This window comes from Alistipes sp. AF48-12 (assembly GCF_003477565.1).
GTDB lineage: Bacteria > Bacteroidota > Bacteroidia > Bacteroidales > Rikenellaceae > Alistipes_A > Alistipes_A hominis.
On sequence record NZ_QUDJ01000011.1, the window covers coordinates 79,231 to 98,125 of the forward strand.

Consider the following 18,895-nt stretch of genomic DNA (forward strand, 5'->3'; position numbering starts at 1 on the left):
CACGGTATATCCCCGTTTTTCATTCCGGACCCAGACGAAAAAATTATCGGGCTCCCGGCCGCAGACAACTGAGCGCACAATTATTTGATAAAATAATTATTATGTATTGCATAATATTAATTTTATTATATATATTTGCAGTGCAAACTTCCTTTGCAGCCGACAGAATCGCCGTCAGTACAAACCGGAATACCGGAACCGACCCCGTTCATCCGTCTGCGGAGCAACCTCGAACCGACAAACTTTTTCCGACGACATGACAAGCCTGATTAGACTGGAGAACATCAACAAAACGTATAACAACGGCTCCCCGTTGCACGTATTGAAAGGAATCGACCTGGAGATCAAGCGTGGCGAGCTGGTTTCGATCATGGGAGCCTCCGGCTCAGGCAAGTCGACCCTGCTGAACATTCTGGGCATCCTCGACGATTACGACACGGGCAGTTACTACCTGAACGGCACGCTGATCAAAAATCCGAGCGAAACGAAAGCGGCCGAATACCGGAACCGGATGATCGGATTCATCTTCCAGTCCTTCAACCTGATCAATTACAAAAATGCAATGGAAAACGTCGCGCTGCCGCTCTATTACCAAGGGGTGTCGCGTAAAAAACGGAATGCCATAGCGCTCGACTACCTCGAATCGCTGGGGCTGCGCGACTGGGCCGACCACATGCCGAACGAAATGTCCGGCGGACAGAAACAACGCGTCGCGATCGCCCGCGCGCTGATTACCGGGCCCGAGATCATCCTCGCCGACGAACCGACCGGCGCCCTGGACAGCAAAACCTCTCAGGAAGTGATGGATCTGCTGCGCAAGGTAAACGACACCGGAATGACGATCATCCTGGTCACCCACGAACAGGGCGTCGCCGACCAAACCGATAAAATCATCCACATCAAAGACGGGCTGATCGGCTCGGTAACCGACCTGAAACGATGAGGGAGCAACTGCAGGAAATCGCCTCGACAATCAGCCGCAACAAGCTACGGACATTCCTAACGGGATTTTCGGTGGCATGGGGCATTTTCATGCTGATCGTGCTGCTCGGATCGGGCAACGGGCTGCGCAACGCCATGCAGGATTCGTTCGGCGACCTGGCCGTCAATTCGATGCAGGTCTACGGCGGACGCACCTCGATGCCCTACAAAGGTTTCCAGAGCGGGCGAAACATTACCCCGAACCTGGACGACATCCAGGTTCTGACCAACGAATTTCCGGATCAAATCGCCCAGATCGCCGCCAGCGTTTACCACTGGGGAGCCAACCTGGCTTACGGCCGGGAGTACAACACGGCAAACCTGTACGGCGTCACGCCCAAATTTCCCGAAATCAAAGGCGTCCGCGTCACGGCGGGCCGATTCATCAACGAAACGGACATCAAGGAGCGGCGGAAGGTGGTCGTTCTGGACGACATGACCTCGAAAACCCTGTTCAAAGGGGCCGACCCGATCGGTAAAGTCATTCAGATCGACAAAATGGGATACACGGTCGTGGGTCTGTACAAAGGGAACAACTACTCATACACGCCGAGGATTTACAGCCCGATCAGCACGGTATTCCAAATCTACATGGCCAACAAACGGGACGTGGGGGATCTGTCGTTCACCGTCAAGGACATCCGGACGGACGAACAGAGCAAGGACTTCAAAGACCGGCTTTACGCCCGCCTGGGGGCGGCGCATACCTTTTCGCCGGACGACAAAAGCGCCATGTACATCTGGGACGTCATGGAGAACTACAAACAGGGGCAGATGATCTTCAACGGTATCGCGCTGTTCATCTGGATCATCGGGATCGGCACGCTGATCGCCGGCATCGTAGGCGTCAGCAACATCATGCTGGTGACCGTCCGCGAGAGGACATTCGAATTCGGCATCCGCAAGGCGATGGGCGCCAAGCCCTCGTCGCTGGTCAAGCTGGTGCTGATCGAATCGGTACTGATTACCGCCGCATTCGGCTATATCGGCATGATCGGCGGGGTCGGCATCATGGAACTGGTCAACTTTTTCATGGAACGGGCGGCGGCGAACGCCCCGCAGGACAGCTTCGAAATGTTCAAGAATCCGACCCTCGACCTGTCGGTGACTCTAAGCGCCACGCTGGTACTGATCGTCGCCGGAATGATCGCCGGCTACGTGCCGGCCCGCCGGGCGGCCCGGATCAAGACGATCGACGCGATGCGACACAATAAATAACGAAACCGAGACGAAACGATGTTTGATTTAGACCGTTGGGAAGAGATCTGGCAGACGATCAGCAGGAACCGCAAACGCAGCATCATGACGGCGTTCGGCGTCTTCTGGGGCATATTCATGCTGACGATCATGCTGGGCGCGGGACTGGGATTGAAAAACGCCCTTTTCTCACAGTTGGGCGATATGTCCGTCAACTCCTGTTTCTTCTGGGGCGGCCGTACCTCGATCCCCTACAAAGGGCTCCCTTCCGGACGTTACTGGCAGTTCGAGAACGAGGACCTCGCTGCGATCAAAAAACAGGTGCCCAACGTCCGCAGCGTCGGCTCGGTCATCTGGGGCAGCGAATACAAATTCAGCCGGAACAACAAAAAAGGCGATTACAGCCTGGTAGGATACAATCCCGATTTTCAGCAGATCAGCCCGCAGCCGATCCGGTTCGGCCGGTTTTTCAACGAGATCGACATGGAGCAGCAGCGCAAGGTATGCATCCTCACCGAGCAGGTCTGGCTGGATCTGTTTCCCGGCGGCGAGGACCCGGTCGGCAGCACAATCCGCATGAACAACATGTACCTGACCGTGATCGGCATGATCAAAGTCCCCGACCGCGGGTTCCGGTTCCACGGCGACAAATCGGTACTGATGCCCGTTTCGACGATGCAACAAATGTACAACATGGGGCACAAGCTACACTCGGTGGCGGTCGCCGCAAACGACGACGCCGACATCAAAGAGGTGGAAACGAATATCAAACAACTGGTCTTCGCACGGCACACCATATCGCCGGACGATACGAAAGCGGTCTACTCGCAGAACCTCGGCGAACAGGTCAACAAGTTCAACTCGCTGTTCGGCGGAATCGGCACGCTGACCTGGATCGTCGGGATCGGCACGCTGCTGGCCGGACTGGTAGGGGTCAGCAACATCATGCTGGTCATCGTCCGCGAACGAACGCAGGAGATCGGCGTCCGCCGGGCCCTGGGAGCGCGGCCCCGGATCATCATCTCGCAGATCATGAGCGAAAGTTTCGTGCTGACGTTCGTCGCCGGAATTTTCGGATTGGCGCTTGCGGTCGCACTGCTGTCGGGCGCCGAATCGGTACTCACGGCCAGCGCCGGACGGCCGATCCGCCCGCAGATCTCGTTCGGCACCGGTATGCTCTCGATGACGGTACTGATTCTCGGAAGCCTGCTGGCCGGCATCCTTCCGGCGAGCAGGGCGCTCAGGATCAAACCGGTGGATGCGATCCGCGAAGAATAAAATTAAAACGAAACTCAATTCACAAACGATATGAAAAAAGTTCTGAAAATTTCGCTGGGCATATTGTTCCTGATCCTGCTGATCGGGACATTCGTCTTCCTGTGGAACAAGACCCGGCCGGTCAAAGAGGTCTACGCCATCGTCAAACCGCACATCGACACGCTCGAAAAACGGGCAGTCGCCACCGGCAAAGTCGAACCCCGGGACGAGGTGCTGATCAAGCCGCAGATATCGGGGATCGTCTCGGAAGTGTACAAACAGGCCGGCGAACCGGTGCGTCAGGGCGAAGTGATCGCCAAAGTGAAAGTCATCCCCGATATGGCTACGCTGAACGCAGCCGAATCGCGCGTCAACGTGGCCCGGATCAACCTGGCTCAGACCAAACAGGAATTCGAACGCGTCAAGGGATTGTTCGACTCCGGCGTGGTCGCCAAGGAGGAGTTCGAGAAGAACGAAACGGAATACTCCAAAGCCAAAGAGGAGCTGCAGAACGCGCAGGACAACCTCGAAATCGTACAGAACGGCATTGCCAAGCGGAATGCGGAACTGAGCAATACGCAGATCCGCTCGACCATCACGGGAATGGTTCTGGACGTCCCGATCAAGGTCGGCAACTCGGTCATTCTGTCCAACAACTTCAACGACGGTACGACCATCGCGTCGGTCGCCGACATGAACAACATGATCTTCCGCGGAAAGGTGGACGAAACCGAAGTGGGACGCATCCGCGAAGGTATGCCCGTCAAGCTGACGATCGGCGCCCTGCAGGACATCTCGCTGGATGCGACGCTCGAATACATCGCGCCGAAAGGCACCGAGGAGAACGGAGTCATCATGTTCGAGATCAAGGCGGCGGCGAAAATTCCGGAAGACGTGTTCATCCGCGCCGGATACAGCGCCAACGCCGACATCCTGATCGACCGGCGCGAAGGGGTGATTTCAATCCCGGAAAGCTCCATCGAGTTCGAAGGAACCAAAACGTTCGTCAACCTGCTGACCAGCGACTCCACGGCGACCGACCAGACTTTCGAACGCAAGGAGATCCAGATCGGACTGTCGAACGGGGTCAACGTCGAAGTTACCGAAGGGCTGACCGGAAACGAACAGATCCGCGGGACGAAGACAACGCCGACCAAATAACGGATAAACCGCACATCCAGAACAGAAATCTCATATCGAATAAAACATAGAACCATGATCCGAACCCTTGCAGCTTTCCTATTGTCGGCCGCTCTTTCGGTTTCCGCTTCCGCTCAGCCGAAAGAGGACTGGACGCTTCAGCAATGTATCGACTATGCTATTGAAAACAATATTTCGGTCAAACAGTTCCAGATAAGCAGCAACAACCAGGAACTCCGGCTGAATACGACGCGCAACAGCCGACTGCCGAACGTGGGTATCAACCTCAGCGAGAACGCCTCCTTCGGCCGCGGTCCCGGACGCGACGGAACGACGGTCGATCACACGCAGTTGTCCACCTCGCTGGGAGCCTCCGCAAGTGTTACCGTGTTCGAAGGAATGCGTATCAAACACGACATCGCAGGACAAAAATTTTCCCTACAAGCTTCGCTGAAAGATTTGGAACGGGCGCGCGAAGACGTCTCGCTCAACGTGACCTCGCTGTACCTTCAGGTGCTGCTGAACAAGGAAATGGTCAAGGTAGCCGAAAATCAAGTCGAACTGAGCCGCCAGCAAGTCGAACGCAGCGAACTGCTGGTCAAAAACGGACGCAATCCGGAATCGGATCTTTACGAAAGCAAAGCGCTGCTGGCCAATGACGAAATGAACCTGACGCAGAGTCGGAACACGCTGCTGCTGTCGCTGCTCGACCTGAGCCAGGCGCTGAACCTCGAAAACAAGGACGGCTTCGACATCCGGATGCCCGACCTGGGAAATATCACGATCGCCTCGATGAGCCGCATGGAGACTCCCGGAACAGTTTACGATTACGCGGTCGGCAACCGGCCCCGGATACTGGCCGAACAACTCCGACTGAAAAGCAGCGAAAAGGCGTTGCTATCGGCCAAATCGGCTTTTTATCCGTCGATTTCGCTCGGAGCCGGATATAGCAACGGTTACTACTTCTCGATCTACGAAGGAGCCCGGAACGCCGCCTTTTTCAACCAGCTCAAGAACAACGGCAGCGAATACATCGGTCTGAGTATCAACATTCCGATATTCAACCGCAACGCGACGCGCAACAACGTTCGGATGGCTCAAAACAACATCCGCATCCAGGAGTTGGCCATTACCGAAGCCCAATTGGCGCTACGCAAGGAGATCGAACAGAGCTATTACAGCGCCGATGCGGCTTACCAGAAGTACCTGTCGGCCGAAAAATCGCTCGCGGCGGCTCGCGAAGCTTTCCGTTACCAGAAAGAAAAAGCGGACGCCGGACGTTCGACCATCTTCGACTACAACGACGCCAAAACCCGGATGGAAAAATCCGAATCGGACATGGTACAAGCCAAATTCAATTTCATATTCAGCCGAAAAATCCTCGATTTTTACGCCGGTCAACCGCTCGATTTCAGCATCTATTGATCCCGCGACAAATCGATCCGTTCCCTTACATCTCCTAACGGGCCTTCCTTCGCACAAGGACGGCCCGTTCTTTTTTACGCCGCGTCCGACGGAGCCCTCCGGATCTGGCACCGGCTTTGCCTTCGTCACAGGGTAAGAATCCGTTAAAACGTCCGTTATGAAAAAAACGCTGTTCGTCCTGCTATGCCTGCTGATCTCGCTGACAGCGGCGCGAGGCGGAGACAAAATAACCACGACCAATCCGGAGAGGCTGCCCGTCCAGGCACGAAAATTCCTCTCCGAGCACTTCTCGGACACCCGAATATCGATCATAAAGATTGAACCGAAAGGGTCGGCGACCACCTACGACGTCCTGATGGAAAACGGGGTGGCCGTAGCGTTCAACCACAAAGGAATGTGGACCGAAATGGACGCCAAGGTCGGTTCCGTTCCGCAGAGCGCCATCCCGGCCGACATCCTGCAATACGCGAGAGACCGCTTCCCGGGATGCGAAGTACAGGCTGCCAAACGAGACGGTAAAAACACCGAAATCAAACTTTCGAACCGTACCGAGCTCATGTTCAATGCGAAGAGAGAGCCGATCGACCGGGAAAAAGAACCGCGCGACGATTGACGGAAGACCCGCAGCGCCCCGAATCAATACAAATCGATAAACTCATAGCTGTTCCCGCATCCGTCGAGATATCTGATGAATTCGGCTTGCGGGATCACGATCGTCCCCGTGTTGTCGTTCGGATGAAAGCTCAGGGAGTGCTGCTGCCGCAGATTCCGGTCGAGAAACAGGTGCACGTGATTTTCCGTGTCGTTGATCAGTCCGAACGGCGATACGGAACCCGGACGGAGTCCCAGATACCGTTCCATCCGCTGTTCGGAAGCGAACGAGAGCTTTCCCTGTCGCAGCCGGCGTTCGAGATCGCGGATCGCCAGATTTCGGTCGCAGTCGAAAACGACGAGGTAATGCCGGTCGCCTTTATGATTGCGGAAAAAAAGATTTTTGCAGTGTTTCGAGCCGTCGTCGCGCCAATACAGCCGGGCCAGTTCGATCGTCGGGGCCGCCGGATGCTCGTAATAGTCGTACCTCAAGGCATACCGGCCCAAATAATCAAAAACGATTTGCTTACGATCCATCATTCGGGAATTTCGATACAAAGTTATAATAATACGTAAAAAATCATAACTTTGAATAAAACCGATCTTCCCGACTATGAAACGAATCCATCCGAACCGTTGCCGCCGAGCGGCGCTGACCGTCTTGTTATCCGTTTTTTCAGCCGTCACGCTACCGGCATCCGCTCCGCGTTCGCCGCAACAAACGGCGAACACGAAACCGACCTTGCATTTCCGTCCGCAGGACGCGAAGGCGGGAGACGTCATCCCGTTCTACTGGAAAGGAGACTACCATCTCTTTTACCTGAAAGGCCCGGATTGGGCGCACGTCGTCAGCCGCGACCTGCTGCGTTGGCAGGAACTTCCGAACGCGCTGATTAAAGGTTCCGACCCGCTGGGACCGGACTGGGAGAGTATCTGGACGGGAAGCGTCGTCGAACACGGCGGAACCTTCTACCTGTTCTACACCGGCAAAAACAGCAACGATCCACTCGGCGATCAGAAAGTGATGCAGGCGCGAAGCGTCGACCTGATCCACTGGACGAAACATCCGGAATATACGTTCTATGCCGACGGAAAGATTTACTGGAACAAAACGATCAACGGAGCGATCGACGACAAACAGATCTACCATCACCAGGCTTTCCGCGATCCGCACGTCGTGTGGAACGGCCGGGAGAACCGATGGTGGCTCGCCTTGCACGCCATGCTCGCCGACGGCTCGGCGCCGAACGTCGGCCTGTACACGTCCCGCGATCTGACGCACTGGACGCCGCACGCGCCGCTCGTCGTCTACCCGGCTTCCGTTTCGGGCGACTGTCCCGACCTGTTCGAGCTGAACGGCTTGTGGAACGTCAACTGCGCCGATTATCACTATATGCAGGTACGCGATACGGGGGCGATCGACCCGCCCGTACAGCCCTACGACTGCGGAGACCTCCGGGTGGCCAAAACCATGTCCGACGGGAAACGCAGGATACTGATCGGATGGATCGGCGATTATAAAAACGACTCGGATGCGGGAGAATACGAATGGGGCGGCACGCTGAGCATGCCCCGGGAACTATACGCCGATGCAGCAGGCCAACTGTATCAGCGCCCCGTGCGGGAAGTCGTCCGGCTGTTCGACCGGACGGCGTTGCGGGAAAAACGGGTCGGATTGAATACCCGGTACGACCTGCCCGAGAATTACATGCTGACGGCGACGCTGTTTCCGCAGAGCGGCTTCGGACAGGCGACGCTCCGTTTCAGGGAGTCCGCCGACCGGACGGAAGGGTACAGTCTGACCGTCGATTTTCAGACCGGCGAGATCGGAATCGGCAGCCGGTACCGCACCTTCCAAAGAAAGTGCGGCATCGATCCGTACGCCCCGTTGAAGATCCGGCTCTTCGTCGACGGCACGATCGCCGAATGCTTCGTCAACGACGCCTACTGCTTCACGATGCGCATCTACGACAGCCTCGGGACGGGAGTCTCTTTCCGGTCGACGGCCCCCGGCCTGACCGTAAAGGATCTGGTCGTCCGGGTATGCGAATAACCGTCCGCATCCAAAAAGCGAAGGCCCGGGAATGATCCCGGGCCTCGCTTTATCGTTTTCCGTACTCGGTTACTTTCCGGAAACCATGCTGTTGTATTCGTCCTTGGCGCCCACGATAATCGTATCGAAATCGCGCTGCCCGGTACCGGCCGGAATCAAGTGACCGCAGATCACGTTCTCCTTGAGGTTCACCAACGGATCGACCTTACCCAGAATAGCCGCTTCGTTCAGCACCTTGGTCGTTTCCTGGAACGAAGCCGCCGACATGAAGCTGCTGGTCTGCAACGCCGCACGGGTAATCCCCTGCAGCACCTGATTCGACGTCGCCGGAATCACATCGCGCACCTGCACGAGCTTCAGGTCTTTCCGTTTCAGTTGCGAATTCTCGTCGCGCAACTTGCGCAACGTGATGATCATACCCGGTTTCATCGTCGCCGAATCGCCGGCGTCGGTTACGACGACCTTGTCGTACAAGTCGTCGTTGACAGCCATGAATTCCCACTTGTCGACGATCTGTTCTTCGAGGAAACGGGTATCTCCCGGATCTTCGATCTGCACCTTGTTCATCATCTGGCGAACGATCACCTCGAAATGCTTGTCGTTGATCTTCACGCCCTGCATCCGGTACACTTCCTGCACCTCGTTGACGATGTACTCCTGCACCTTGGTCGGGCCCTGGATCGCCAGAATATCCCCCGGCGTAATCGCGCCGTCCGACAGCGGCATCCCGGCGCGGACGTAATCGTTCTCCTGCACCAGGATCTGGCGCGACAGCGGAACGAGATAACGTTTCACATCGCCCACTTTCGAAGTAATGATGATCTCGCGGTTACCGCGCTTGATCTTGCCGAACGAAACCTCACCGTCGATTTCCGAAACCACGGCCGGATTCGACGGGTTCCGCGCCTCGAACAATTCGGTCACACGCGGCAGACCGCCGGTGATATCGCCCGCCTTGCCGACGGCTCTCGGAATCTTAATCAGAATCTCTCCGGCTTTGACGGCGGCGTTCTCCTTCACGACGATATGCGCGCCTACCGGTAGGTTGTATTGTTTCTGTTCCTCGCCTTTTTTGTCCAGAATCTTGATGATCGGGTTCTTGGTCTTGTCTCTCGACTCGGTAATCACCTTCTCGCGGAAGCCGGTCTGCTCATCGAACTCGTCGCGGTACGTGACACCTTCAATCACATTTTCGAAAGCCACCTTACCGTCGTATTCCGAAATAATCACGGCGTTGTACGGATCCCACTCGCAAACCAGATCGCCCTTCTTGACCAAATCGCCGTCGTTCAAGTACAACGTAGCGCCGTAAGGCAGGTTGTGCGTATAAAGCACGATATCGGTATTGACGTCGACGATCCGCAACTCGGACAGGCGGCTGATCACCGTATTGATCTCTTTGCCTGCGTCGTTCTTGCTCTTCACCACGCGCAATTCGTCGATCTCAAGACGTCCTTCGTAGCGCGAAACGACGCTGTTGTCGGTCGCCACGCCACCGGCCACACCGCCGACGTGGAACGTACGCAGCGTCAGCTGGGTACCCGGCTCGCCGATCGACTGAGCGGCGATCACGCCGACCACTTCGCCTTTCTGAACCATGCGTCCGGTCGCCAGGTTGCGTCCGTAACACTTGGCGCATACGCCCTTGCGCGACTCGCACGTCAGCACCGAACGGATATCCACCGATTCCACATGCGCTGCGTCGATCGCCTCGGCGATCGTTTCGGTAATCTCTTCTCCGGCAGCCACGATCAACTCGCCGGTATGCGGATTGTAGACGTCGTGCACGGTCGTACGGCCCAGGATACGTTCGTACAGCGTCTGTACGACATCCTCGTTGCGCTTGATCGCCGTAGCGGTCAGGCCGCGCAGCGTACCGCAGTCCTCTTCGCAGATAATCACGTCTTGCGCCACATCGACCAGACGGCGCGTCAGATAACCGGCGTCGGCCGTTTTCAACGCGGTATCGGCCAGACCCTTACGGGCGCCGTGCGTAGAGATGAAATATTCCAACACCGAAAGCCCTTCCTTGAAATTCGACAGGATCGGGTTTTCGATGACCTGACCTCCTTCGGCCCCGGATTTCTGCGGCTTGGCCATCAAACCGCGCATCCCGGAGAGCTGGCGGATCTGCTCCTTCGAACCGCGGGCCCCGGAATCCAGCATCATGTACACCGGATTGAAACCCTGCATGTCCTTGGTCAGGTGATCCAACACCGTCTTGGTCAGCTTCATATTGATATTCGTCCAGATGTCGATAATCTGGTTGTAACGTTCGTTGTTGGTGATAAGCCCCATGTTGTAGCTCTCCATCACCTCTTCGACGCGCTCGTAACCTTCGTTGACCAGCGCTTCCTTTTCATCGGGAATGATCACCGCATCGAGGTTGAACGACAGTCCGCCGCGGAAGGCCATCTGGTATCCCATGTGCTTGATATCGTCGAGGAAAGCCGCCGTTTTGTCGGCTCCGGCCTTCTTCATCACCAGGCCGATGATGTCGCGCAGCGAACGTTTGGTCAGCACTTCGTTCAGGAAGCCCACCTCTTTGGGAACCACCTGGTTGAAGATGATCCGGCCGACGGTCGTATCGACCAATTTACGAACCGGCTGCCCGTTCTCGTCGAGCGTATCGACCATTACTTTCACTTTGGCGTGCAGGTCGGCGCGTTTTTCATTGTAGGCGATCAGCGCCTCCTCGGGGCCGTAGAACTGAAGCCCTTCGCCCTGCGATCCGGCGCGCTCTTTGGTAATATAGTACAACCCGAGCACCATGTCCTGCGAAGGCACCGTGATCGGCGCTCCGTTGGCCGGGTTCAGGATGTTGTGCGAACCGAGCATCAGGATCTGGGCTTCGAGGATCGCCGCATTGCCCAGCGGCAAATGCACGGCCATCTGGTCGCCGTCGAAGTCGGCGTTGAACGCCGTACAAGCCAGCGGGTGCAATTGCAACGCCTTGCCCTCGATCAGTTTCGGCTGGAACGCCTGGATACCCAGACGGTGCAAGGTCGGGGCGCGGTTCATCAGCACCGGATGTCCTTTAATCACGTTTTCCAGGATATCCCAGATCACCGGATCCTTACGGTCTATGATTTTTTTGGCCGATTTAACGGTCTTGACGATTCCTCTTTCGATCAGTTTCCGGATCACGAATGGCTTGTAAAGCTCGGCCGCCATGTCTTTCGGAATCCCCATCTCGTGCATCTTCAACTCGGGACCTACGACGATGACCGAACGGGCCGAATAGTCGACGCGCTTACCGAGCAGATTCTGACGGAAACGTCCTTGCTTTCCTTTCAGACTGTCGGACAACGATTTGAGCGGACGGTTCGACTCGGTCTTCACGGCGTTGCTCTTGCGCGAGTTGTCGAACAGCGAGTCGACGGCCTCCTGCAACATGCGCTTTTCGTTGCGCAGGATCACTTCCGGCGCCTTGATCTCGATCAGCCGTTTCAGACGGTTGTTCCGGATGATCACCCGGCGGTACAGGTCGTTCAGGTCGGACGTAGCGAAACGGCCTCCGTCCAACGGAACGAGCGGACGCAGTTCGGGCGGAATCACCGGAATCACTTTCAGGATCATCCACTCGGGCTTGTTGATCTCGCGCGACTCGCGGAACGCTTCCACCACATGCAGGCGTTTGAGCGCCTCGGCCTTACGCTGCTGCGAAGTCTCGGTGCTCGCCTTGTGGCGCAGCGAATAGGAAAGCTCGTCCAGATCGACCCGCTGCAACAGCGTGTAGATCGCTTCGGCCCCCATCTGCGCGATGAATTTATCGGGATCGCTGTCGTCGAGTTGCTGATTTCCTTTCGGCAGCGCGTTCAGGATATCGAGGTATTCCTTTTCGGCAAGCAGATCGAGATCGGACACTCCGTTCACGGCTGCAGCGCCGGCCTGTACGACGACATAACGTTCGTAATAGACGATCGCTTCGAGCTTCTTCGACGGAATACCCAGCAGGTATCCGATCTTCGACGGCAGCGAACGGAAATACCAGATATGAGCCACCGGAACCACGAGCGAGATATGTCCCATCCGTTCCCGACGTACCTTTTTCTCGGTCACTTCCACGCCGCAACGGTCGCAGACGATCCCTTTGTAACGGATCCGCTTGTATTTTCCGCAGTGGCATTCGTAGTCTTTCACCGGGCCGAAAATCCGCTCGCAAAAAAGGCCGTCCCGTTCGGGCTTGTAGGTGCGATAGTTGATGGTTTCGGGTTTCAGCACCTCGCCGCTCGAATTTTCGAGAATCTCCTCCGGAGATGCGAGACCAATGGAAATTTTCGAAAAACCGCTCTGTGCCTTATTGTCTTTCTTGAATGACATATTTTTAAACTTTTATTTATTCTTCAACAAGTAAACCTTCGAGCCGCGGCGAACTCGGGATCTTCCGCCGTTCGTCAGCAACACCGCTCTCCGGCCGACGCACTTTTAGTCCAGCTTGACGCTGATGGCCAATCCCCTGAGTTCGTGCAGCAACACGTTCAGCGATTCCGGAATGCCGGGCTGCGGCATGTTGTCGCCCTTGACAATCGCTTCATAGGCCTTGGCACGTCCCATCACGTCGTCCGACTTGATCGTCAGGATCTCCTGCAAAATGTTCGATGCGCCGAACGCCTCGAGCGCCCAAACCTCCATCTCTCCGAAACGCTGACCGCCGAACTGCGCTTTACCGCCCAGCGGCTGCTGCGTAATCAGCGAGTACGGGCCGATCGAACGGGCATGCATCTTGTCGTCGACCATATGGCCGAGTTTCAGCATGTAGATCACCCCGACGGTCGCCGGCTGGTCGAACTGCTCACCGGTACCGCCGTCTCGCAGATAGGTGCGACCACTGCGCGGTACGCCGGCCTGAGCCGTATATTCGTTGATCTGCTCCAGCGAAGCCCCGTCGAAAATCGGCGTGGCGAACTTCAGACCGAGTTCGCGGCCGGCCCATCCGAGCACGGTCTCGTAAATCTGTCCGAGGTTCATACGCGAAGGCACGCCCAGCGGGTTCAGCACGATGTCGACGATCGAACCGTCTTCGAGGAACGGCATGTCCTCGTCGCGAACGATCCGCGCCACGATCCCCTTGTTTCCGTGACGGCCGGCCATCTTGTCTCCCACGCGCAACTTGCGCTTCTTGGCAATGTACACTTTGGCCAGCTGGATAATTCCGGTCGGGAGTTCGTCCCCGTTGGTCAGGTTGTATTTCTCGCGCTTGAGAACCGCATCCAGTTCCTTGTACTTGATCGTATAGTTGTTGATCGTCTGTTCGATCAGCGTATCCAGACGCGCGTCGCCCGTCCATTTATCGGTGCCGATATTCAGGTAGTCGAGTTCGGCCAGCATTTTCTGCGAGAAACGCGTCCCCTGCGGGACCAGTTCCACCCCGAAATAATCGCGGATACCGATCGTCGATTTGTCTTTGAGCAACGTCCACAGTTTTTCGATCAGACGCTCTTTCAGCGCATCGGCCTGCTGCAAGAACTCGGTCTCCATCTTTTCCAACTGCGCCTTTTCGGAAGCCTTGCTCTTCTTGCCGTCCTTATTGGCGCGGCTGAACAGTTTCTTATCGACCACGACGCCGAACAGCGAAGGCTGCGCCTTCAGCGAAGCGTCTTTCACATCGCCGGCCTTGTCGCCGAAGATCGCACGCAGCAGTTTCTCTTCCGGCGAAGGATCGCTCTCCCCTTTCGGCGTGATCTTACCGATCAGGATATCGCCCGGCTGCACATTGGCGCCGATGCGGATGATACCGTTCTCGTCGAGATCTTTCGTAGCGTCTTCGCTGACGTTCGGAATGTCGGAAGTAAGCTCCTCGACACCGCGTTTGGTATCGCGCACTTCCATAATATATTCGTCGACATGCACCGAAGTGAAGATATCCTCGCGGATCACGCGTTCCGAGATCACGATGGCATCCTCGAAGTTGTAACCCTTCCACGGCATGAACGCCACTTTCAGGTTGCGCCCCAGCGCCAGCTCGCCGCCCTGCGTAGAATAACCTTCGGTCATGATCTGCCCTTTGGTCACTTTATCGCCCTTGCGAACCAGGGGTTTCAGGGTCATCGACGTGCTCTGATTGGTCTTACGATAGCGCGGCAGACGATAGGTCGTCACTTCCGGATCGAACGTAACGATCTTCTGGTCTTCGGTACGTTCGTATTTGACCTGAATCTGCGTCGCGTCCGAGAAGACGACTTCTCCTTCGCCTTCGGCGACGATCTGGATCCGGCTGTCGGCGATCATGTCTTTTTCCAGACCCGTTCCGACGATCGGACCTCCGGCATCACCAACGGCACGGCCTGACGCATCATGTTCGATCCCATCAGCGCACGGTTGGCATCGTCGTGTTCGAGGAACGGGATCAGGCTGGCGGCGATCGACGAAATCTGGTTCGGCGCAACGTCCATCAGATCCACTTCCGTAGCCGTCACCACCGGAAAATCGCCGTTGTCGCGCGCTTTGATCTTGTCCGGCACGAGGAACTCGCCCGCATCGTTCAGCGGAGCGTTGGCCTGCGCAATGGTCAGTCCTTCCTCCTCTTCGGCGCTGAAATAATGAATCCCTTTATCCGTCAGATCGACCCGTCCGTCCGCCACTTTGCGGTACGGCGTTTCGATAAAGCCCATGTCGCTGATTTTCGCGTAAACGCACAGCGACGAAATCAATCCGATGTTCGGGCCTTCCGGCGTTTCGATCGGACACAGACGGCCGTAATGGGTATAGTGCACGTCGCGCACTTCGAATCCGGCGCGCTCACGCGACAGACCGCCGGGCCCCAGAGCCGACAGGCGGCGCTTATGGGTCATTTCGGCCAGCGGATTGGTCTGATCCATGAACTGCGACAGTTGGTTCGTTCCGAAGAACGAATTGATGACCGACGACAGCGTTTTGGCATTGATCAGGTCTACCGGCGTAAACACTTCGTTGTCGCGCACGTTCATCCGTTCGCGGATCGTACGCGCCATGCGGACGAAACCTACGCTGAACTGGTTGGCCAACTGCTCGCCCACCGTGCGTACGCGGCGGTTCGACAAGTGGTCGATATCGTCCACGTCGGTCTGCGAGTTGATCAGCAGAATCAGGTAACGGATGATGGCGATGATATCCTCCCGCGTCAGGATCCTTACGTCCGGAGAGATGTCCAGATCCAGTTTCTTGTTGATACGGAAACGCCCCACATCTCCCAGATCGTAACGCTTGTCCGAAAAGAACAGCTTTTCGATCACGTCGCGCGCAGTCGCCTCGTCGGGCGGCTCCGAGTTACGCAACTGGCGGTAGATATAGACGACGGCCTCTTTTTCGGAGTTGCACGGGTCTTTCTGCAGGGTATTGTATACGATGGAGAAATCGGTGCCGTTCTGGGCCTCCTTATGGATTAGGATGCTTTTGGCGCCCGACTCGATAATGTCTTCAATATGGCTCTCTTCGAGGACAGTCTCCCGGTCGATGATGATCTCGTTTCGTTCGATCGAAACCACCTCTCCGGTATCTTCGTCCACAAAGTCTTCAACCCATGTCTTCAGCACCCGGGCAGCCAGCCGCTGTCCGACCATCTTCTTCAGGTTGGCTTTAGTAACCTTTACATCCTCCGCAAGGTTAAATATCTCTAAGATCTGCCGGTCGCTCTCGAATCCGATCGCACGGAGCAGCGTGGTTACCGGCAATTTCTTCTTTCGGTCGATATAGGCGTACATCACGTTGTTGATGTCCGTCGCAAACTCGATCCACGACCTTTAAACGGGATGATACGGGCCGAATAGAGTTTGGTTCCATTGGTATGGGTGCTCTGACCGAAGAACACCCCCGGGGAACGGTGCAACTGCGATACGATTACGCGTTCGGCGCCGTTGATAATGAACGTGCCGCGCGGAGTCATATAGGGAATGGTGCCGAAGTAAACGTCCTGAATCACCGTATCGAAGTCCTCGTGTTCGGGATCGGTACAGTACAGCTTCAGCTTCGCTTTCAGCGGTACGCTGTACGTCAGTCCGCGTTCGAGACACTCGTCCTGGCCGTAACGGGGCGGATCCACGTAATAATCGATGAATTCCAGCACGAAGTTGTTACGCGTATCGGTTATCGGGAAGTTCTCCATGAACACCTTGTACAGCCCTTCGTTTTTGCGGTTCTCGGCCGTGGTATCTAATTGGAAAAAGTCTTGAAATGATTTGAGTTGCACCTCCAAAAAATCGGGATAATGCAATCTGTTTTTTACGGAAGAAAAGCTAATACGCTGATTATCTGTTTTTGAAGACATTGTATCCAATAATTAAAGTTGAAGATAAGAACTGATTTGAAATGCGCTTCTGCTTTCAGTTTCAAACGCGGCAACTGACCCGGCAGTTCAAACGACCGATCGGAAAAATCCGTTCGGGATCACTGGTTTTCCACCCCTGCCATCTCTTTTTGCAAAACATAACCGCCCGTAGGGCCCGGTTACTGGCTGTTGCTTCTGTTAAATGAGAAAAGGTATAGAGTCTATCAGAATAGACTCTACACCCGATATGTTCTGAACTATAAGTAGTTACTACTTAACTTCAACTTCAGCGCCAGCTTCTTCGAGCTGAGATTTAACCTGTTCTGCTTCTTCTTTGGAAACGCCTTCTTTGATAGCTTTCGGTGCGCCATCAACCAGATCCTTAGCCTCTTTCAGACCCAGACCGGTAATGTCTTTCACTACTTTCACTACCTGCAGTTTCGCCTGACCTGCGCTCTTCAGGATCACGTCGAAAGACGTTTTCTCAGCAGCAGCGGCGCCACCGTCGGCAGCAGGAGCAGCGGCAACGGCAACAGCAGCAGCAGCGGGCTCAATTCCGTATTCTTCTTTCAGAACATTGGCAAGTTCGTTTACTTCTTTAACTGTCAAGTTAACCAACTCCTCAGCTAATTTTTTGATATCGGCCATCGTAATATAAAATTTTTAAAATGTTTGACTTTTAAACGTTTTGGTTAATTTTCGGGAACCATTCCTTCGGCAGCGGACTCAGGCGGATTTTCGATAACGCCCTCCGGCAAACCGTCCGGAAATATTATCCCCTTGCTTCGAGGGTTTTAACCAACCCTGCGATTTTTTGTCCGGCAGAACCCTGCAGTGCGGAGATAACGTTCTTCGCGGGAGACTGCAACAGTCCGATGATGTCACCAATAAGCTCTTCGCGCGACTTGATGTTAACCAGTTCCTCTACGGCGGCATCGCCCAGATAGATGCAATCTTCCACGCATGCAGCTTTCAGAACCGGTTTCGGATTCGCCTTGCGGAACTCCTTGATCAACTTGGCGGGACTCTTACCCACGTTGGCGAACATGATCGCCGTTTCGCCTTTCAGCGAAGGGAGCACCTCCTCGTTAATCTTCCCGGTCTGTTCGAGAGCCTTGATAAACAACGTATTCTTCGCAACCACCAGCTTCACTTCCTTTTCGAAACAAAGCTTTCTCAAAGCAGCGGTCTGCTCTGCGTTCAGTTCCGAAGTATCGGTAATGTAGTAGTGAGCGTATGCGGTGAGCTTCTCGGCCAGACTATCAATTACAACTTTTTTCTCTTCCCTGTTCATCGTCTTTCGGTTTATTTGTTTTCAAGGGATTTGGGATCAATCTGCAAGCCCGGGCTCATCGTAGTAGAGAGAAATATACTCTTCACGTAAGTACCTTTAGCCGTAGCCGGTTTCAATTTCATGATTACATTCATGAACTCGTTGGCATTGTCGACGATCTGTTCCGCAGAGAACGCGATCTTGCCGATCGAAGAGTGAACGATACCGAATTTGTCGACTTTGAAGTCGATCTTACCGGCTTTCACCTCTTTTACCGCCTTTCCGACTTCCATCGTAACGGTACCCGTCTTAGGGTTCGGCATCAGGCCACGGGGACCCAGAATACGTCCGAGCGCACCCACCTTCGCCATTACATTAGGAGTTGTGATGATCACGTCCACATCGGTCCAACCGCCTTTGATCTTCTCGACGTATTCGTCCAAACCTACGTAATCGGCGCCTGCCTCGGTCGCTTCGGTCTCCTTGTCGGGAGTACAAAGCACCAGCACGCGAACCGATTTCCCGGTTCCGTGGGGCAACGTAACGACACCTCTTACCATCTGGTTGGACTTACGGGGATCAACACCAAGTCGCACGTCCAAATCCACGGAAGCATCGAATTTCGTAAAGGTAATCTCCTTTAGAAGAGCTGCCGCCTCGCTGAGCTTGTACGCCTTATTCGGTTCAATCTTAGCAAGAACTAATTTTCTATTTTTGGTCAGCTTACTCATTT

Annotated in this window: 12 protein-coding genes and 1 pseudogene; 7 read left to right on the top strand and 6 right to left on the bottom strand. The window is 55.3% G+C overall.

Annotated elements, in window-relative coordinates; genetic code table 11:
• The first annotated feature begins 265 nt into the window (after positions 1–265).
• From DW082_RS08430 to DW082_RS08455, 6 genes are all read left to right on the top strand, one after another.
• Complete coding sequence (locus tag DW082_RS08430; protein WP_055203491.1) at positions 266–943, top strand: ABC transporter ATP-binding protein; 678 nt, start codon at positions 266–268, stop codon at positions 941–943.
• Positions 940–2,199, top strand: coding sequence for an ABC transporter permease (locus tag DW082_RS08435; RefSeq protein WP_118458211.1), 1,260 nt, complete (start codon positions 940–942; stop codon positions 2,197–2,199). The genes DW082_RS08430 and DW082_RS08435 overlap by 4 nt, the downstream gene beginning before the upstream one ends.
• Positions 2,200–2,217: 18 nt before the next feature.
• Positions 2,218–3,456: an ABC transporter permease gene (locus tag DW082_RS08440; RefSeq protein ID WP_118458213.1), complete on the top strand. Its 1,239-nt coding sequence runs from the start codon at positions 2,218–2,220 to the stop codon at positions 3,454–3,456.
• Positions 3,457–3,486: 30 nt separating this feature from the next.
• Positions 3,487–4,596 carry an efflux RND transporter periplasmic adaptor subunit gene (locus tag DW082_RS08445; protein WP_118458214.1) on the top strand — a complete coding sequence of 370 codons (1,110 nt, stop codon included), beginning with the start codon at positions 3,487–3,489 and terminating at the stop codon, positions 4,594–4,596.
• A 54-nt stretch (positions 4,597–4,650) separates the two neighbouring features.
• Positions 4,651–6,000: a TolC family protein gene (locus DW082_RS08450; RefSeq protein ID WP_055202372.1), complete on the top strand. Its 1,350-nt coding sequence runs from the start codon at positions 4,651–4,653 to the stop codon at positions 5,998–6,000.
• A 157-nt stretch (positions 6,001–6,157) separates the two neighbouring features.
• Positions 6,158–6,613, top strand: coding sequence for a PepSY-like domain-containing protein (locus tag DW082_RS08455; protein WP_118458216.1), 456 nt, complete (start codon positions 6,158–6,160; stop codon positions 6,611–6,613).
• Between the two features lie 23 nt (positions 6,614–6,636).
• Here DW082_RS08455 and DW082_RS08460 read toward each other — a convergent pair whose 3' ends face one another.
• A complete protein-coding gene (locus tag DW082_RS08460) occupies positions 6,637–7,128 on the bottom strand; it encodes a prolyl-tRNA synthetase associated domain-containing protein (protein WP_055202376.1) in 492 nt (163 codons plus the stop codon).
• 76 nt (positions 7,129–7,204) lie between these two features.
• Here DW082_RS08460 and DW082_RS08465 point away from each other — a divergent pair, with 76 nt between their 5' ends.
• Positions 7,205–8,644, top strand: coding sequence for a glycoside hydrolase family 32 protein (locus tag DW082_RS08465; RefSeq protein WP_101571526.1), 1,440 nt, complete (start codon positions 7,205–7,207; stop codon positions 8,642–8,644).
• A gap of 69 nt (positions 8,645–8,713) precedes the next feature.
• On the opposite strand, the gene rpoC is transcribed toward DW082_RS08465, so the two are convergent.
• The 5 genes and pseudogenes from rpoC to rplA form a co-directional block, all read right to left on the bottom strand.
• A complete protein-coding gene (rpoC, locus tag DW082_RS08470) occupies positions 8,714–12,967 on the bottom strand; it encodes a DNA-directed RNA polymerase subunit beta' (protein ID WP_101571528.1) in 4,254 nt (1,417 codons plus the stop codon).
• A gap of 105 nt (positions 12,968–13,072) precedes the next feature.
• Positions 13,073–16,889: pseudogene (rpoB, locus tag DW082_RS08475) on the bottom strand (DNA-directed RNA polymerase subunit beta).
• Positions 16,890–17,159: 270 nt separating this feature from the next.
• Positions 17,160–17,537, bottom strand: coding sequence for a 50S ribosomal protein L7/L12 (gene rplL, locus DW082_RS08480; protein WP_055202384.1), 378 nt, complete (start codon positions 17,535–17,537; stop codon positions 17,160–17,162).
• Between the two features lie 124 nt (positions 17,538–17,661).
• Positions 17,662–18,183 (bottom strand): 50S ribosomal protein L10, encoded by a 522-nt coding sequence (gene rplJ / locus DW082_RS08485; RefSeq protein ID WP_055202386.1) that lies wholly within the window; start codon positions 18,181–18,183, stop codon positions 17,662–17,664.
• Positions 18,184–18,194: 11 nt separating this feature from the next.
• The gene (gene rplA, locus DW082_RS08490; protein WP_118458244.1) at positions 18,195–18,893 is read right to left on the bottom strand and encodes a 50S ribosomal protein L1; all 699 of its coding nucleotides are present in this window, start codon (positions 18,891–18,893) and stop codon (positions 18,195–18,197) included.
• Positions 18,894–18,895 lie beyond the last annotated feature (2 nt).